Annotated in this window: 5 protein-coding genes; all 5 read right to left on the bottom strand. The window is 42.1% G+C overall.

The window, feature by feature from the left end; translation table 11 throughout:
* Positions 1–277: 277 nt before the first annotated feature.
* Positions 278–541: a sigma-K factor-processing regulator BofA gene (bofA, locus tag RAC86_RS36845; RefSeq protein ID WP_072565615.1), complete on the bottom strand. Its 264-nt coding sequence runs from the start codon at positions 539–541 to the stop codon at positions 278–280.
* A gap of 66 nt (positions 542–607) precedes the next feature.
* Positions 608–832, bottom strand: coding sequence for a YaaL family protein (locus tag RAC86_RS36840; protein ID WP_014112283.1), 225 nt, complete (start codon positions 830–832; stop codon positions 608–610).
* Positions 833–849: 17 nt separating this feature from the next.
* Positions 850–1,446 carry a recombination protein RecR gene (gene recR, locus RAC86_RS36835; protein ID WP_003225425.1) on the bottom strand — a complete coding sequence of 199 codons (597 nt, stop codon included), beginning with the start codon at positions 1,444–1,446 and terminating at the stop codon, positions 850–852.
* Between the two features lie 14 nt (positions 1,447–1,460).
* The gene (locus tag RAC86_RS36830) at positions 1,461–1,784 is read right to left on the bottom strand and encodes a YbaB/EbfC family nucleoid-associated protein (protein WP_003225427.1); all 324 of its coding nucleotides are present in this window, start codon (positions 1,782–1,784) and stop codon (positions 1,461–1,463) included.
* A 23-nt stretch (positions 1,785–1,807) separates the two neighbouring features.
* Positions 1,808–3,443, bottom strand: a 1,636-nt coding sequence (dnaX, locus tag RAC86_RS36825; RefSeq protein WP_377886788.1) for a DNA polymerase III subunit gamma/tau, incomplete at its 5' end; no start/stop codon positions are given.

The following is a 3,443-nucleotide window of genomic DNA, read 5'->3' as shown; positions in this document are numbered from 1 at the left end:
CGACACCTGTGTGACCTGCATCGTGCAGGCCCTAGTTTGACTGACTACGCACATCGCTGTGCGATTTTATAAAAAATGAATTAACAGGTACGTTTTGTCTTGTTTAGTTTTCAAAGAACTTTGTCTATCGCTCTTTAAGCGACTTTATAATCATAACATTTACCGCCGCTCTCGTCAATAACTTTTTTCAACAATTTCTTTTCAAAAAGCGATTCGTCATCAGCGACGTATATTAGAATAACACCTTAGATTATTAAAGTCAACATATTAATATCATTTAAATAATAAATTGCTTAATGACGACTAACGCGGCTATTCCCGGTATCCCTAAAATCCCGCTGATAGCTGTTGTGACCAGATTAATCGGCACATGAATGCCAAGGCTGCCGCCAAACATATTTACACAAACCAGCAGCAAAGCGCCCGCCACAAATTTAACAGCTGTGATACCAATCCACTTTAACGGCTTTGCAACTGAACCTGATAAAAAAAGAAGAATAACCAGTCCTAAAATAATCCCTATAATAAAAATAGGCTCCATGAATCTTCTCATCTCCCTTGCTTGTTCTAGTACAAGCTTATGAGAAGATCCAGGAGTTTAGACCACTTACTTCCACCGGCTGATTTTTAAATTTCTCTGTTTCGCTTCCCTCAAGTAAAAAAAATACTTCGCTTCAGCTACTTTCAGTTCGTATAACACTTCAGCAGACGGTTCTAAGCTTTTTTCAACCAGCTTTTTTTGCCTGTTCCACTCTTCCTTTTGCTTAAAAAGCTGCTCAATTAGTTTTTCATCAAACTCTCTTCTCAATGTTTTCTTGCGAAGAAAACCCATGGATCGCTTTTTCCTCCTTACAATTCACGTCTTCCTTCAAGTGCTTTAGAAAGAGTGACCTCATCAGCATATTCCAAATCGCCGCCGACGGGCAGTCCGTGGGCAATACGGGAGAGCTTAATACCAGACGGCTTCAGGAGCCTTGATATATACATCGCCGTTGCTTCCCCTTCTATATTAGGGTTAGTTGCGAGAATCACTTCTGTCACTTGATCATCCTGTAATCGTTTTAACAATTCTGGTATTTTAATATCCTCTGGTCCGATGCCGTCCATTGGAGAAATGGCGCCGTGAAGAACGTGATACTGTCCGTTGTATTCCTTCATTTTCTCCATAGCGATAACATCCTTAGGGTCTTGCACAACACAGATAACGGACTTATCCCTGCGTGTATCTTCACATATATAGCACGGGTCCTGATCTGTAATATGCCCGCAAACTGAACAATATGTCAGATTGCGTTTCGCATTTACTAATGCTTTGGCAAAATCTAATACCACATCTTCTTTCATACCTAGAACAAAAAAAGCCAGACGAACCGCTGTTTTCGGTCCGATCCCTGGCAATTTCATAAAGCTGTCAATCAGCTTTGATATTGGTTCAGGATATTGCATGTTCTTTTATCCCCCTAGAATAAACCTGGCATGTTCATTCCCTTTGTAAATTGACCCATTGTTTCGTTTGTGATCTCGTCAACTTTCTTCAAAGCTTCATTCGTTGCAGCAAGCACTAAGTCTTGAAGCATGTCGATATCTTCCGGATCAACGACTTCCTCTTTGATGATGACATCCAGGATTTCTTTTTGGCCGTTTGCTTTTACTGTTACCATACCGCCGCCTGCAGTTCCTTCAACAACCTTTTCTGCAAGCTCTTCTTGAGCCTTCGCCATGTCCTTTTGCATTTTTTGCATTTGTTTCATCATTTTTTGCATATTTCCCATTCCGCCACGCATAGCATTCACTCTCTTTCATTTTGTTAGTCTTTTATTTCAATTAAATCCGCTCCGACAAGCTTTTTCGCCTCGGCAATAAGCGGGTCTTCTTCAGCCGGTTCATTTGATCCTTCATTTTCCTGCTGATGATCTACTAAAAATTCTTCTCTTATTTTACCCCATTGTGCTTCAGGAACGCCAATCAAATCCATTCTTTTTCCGAGCATCGATTCTAGAATCTGCTCAAGATTGGTCCGGACTCCGTTATTATCCTCGGCAACCATTTTACAATGAATTTCATATTTGAATTTCAGAACAAATGCCGCTGAGGCGGCAGCCACAGGTTCACTGTCATTCAGCAAAGCGGCATGTGATACTTTGTTTTGCTGTTTGAGATGAGCAAGAAGCTTGCCCCAGCTGTTTCTGAGCAGGTCAAGATCCGGTCTCGTAGCTTCCTTCAGAATTTCATGAATTCTCCCTACTGGCGCTTTGTAATTGGATTTCCCGCCCTTAGGCACACGCGGCGTTTCTTTTTTCGGGCTTTCCGCCGCTGCTTTAATTCCCGTTGTTTTAAGCCGCTCCACTTCCAGCTCGAGCTGCTGAATTTTTTTCATCAGCATATCGACTTCCGGCAGGTCAGCTGCTGATTGATGAGACGTTTGGCAAATCTTCACCACTGCCACTTCAAAAAAGATACGGGGATGATTTGTCCATTTCATTTCCTGGTGGCTCTTGTTTAGAATATCAATCATTTCATATATGGCCTGTGCCGGAATTTGTTCGCTTAGTCCTCGGAACGTTTCATCAACTTTTACTTTTTCAAGCACTCCTTCTAAGCCAGGGGCTGTTTTGTATAGCAGCATGTCCCTGAAATAGAAAATCATATCCTCTATCAGCTTAGCTGGATCTTTCCCTTGCTGAAGCAGTTCATTTAATGTTTCCAGTGCGTCAGAAACGTTTTTATCATGCAGGGATTGCGCCAGCTTCCCTATATATAATTGAGAAACAGCTCCCGTAATCAAAAGCGCATCTTCGACTTTCAGAACATCACCGCTGAATGATACCGCCTGATCAAGAAGGCTCAAAGCATCCCTCATACCGCCATCTGCAGCACTCGCAATGATATCAAGCGATCCCTCTTCCACTTGCAGCTGTTCTGCATCAACAATTTTATTCATACGTCCGACAATCGCTTGGGATGTAATTCGTTTAAAATCAAAACGCTGACATCTGGAGATAATGGTTAAAGGAATTTTGTGCGGTTCGGTTGTTGCTAAAATGAAAATACAATGCTCGGGCGGCTCTTCTAATGTTTTTAGCAATGCATTAAAGGCGCCGATAGAAAGCATATGTACCTCATCTATGATATATACCTTATATGTGACGGCCGACGGGGCAAACTTCACTTTATCGCGAATGTCACGGATCTCATCAACACCGTTGTTAGAAGCGGCGTCAATTTCTATGACATCGGATATTGACCCGTTTGTTATCCCTTTACAGGCCGCACATTCGTTGCATGGCTCATCAACAGGAGCATGTTCACAGTTGACAGCCTTGGCAAATATTTTGGCTGCACTGGTTTTTCCCGTTCCTCTTGGCCCGGAAAATAGGTAGGCATGAGAAAACTTTTTTTGCAAAAGGGCATTTTGCAGCGTTTTTGTAATGTGTTCTTGTCCA

It is taken from the genome of Bacillus sp. LR_5, from assembly GCF_042709275.1.
This window is presented reverse-complemented; position numbering and strand designations above follow the sequence as displayed.

Bases quoted from the DNA above. Each gene is read 5' to 3' on its own strand.
- bofA (WP_072565615.1), bottom strand. From the start codon at position 541: ATGGAGCCTATTTTTATTATAGGGATTATTTTAGGACTGGTTATTCTT.
- RAC86_RS36840 (WP_014112283.1), bottom strand. From the start codon at position 832: ATGGGTTTTCTTCGCAAGAAAACATTGAGAAGAGAGTTTGATGAAAAA.
- recR (WP_003225425.1), bottom strand. From the start codon at position 1,446: ATGCAATATCCTGAACCAATATCAAAGCTGATTGACAGCTTTATGAAA.
- RAC86_RS36830 (WP_003225427.1), bottom strand. From the start codon at position 1,784: ATGCGTGGCGGAATGGGAAATATGCAAAAAATGATGAAACAAATGCAA.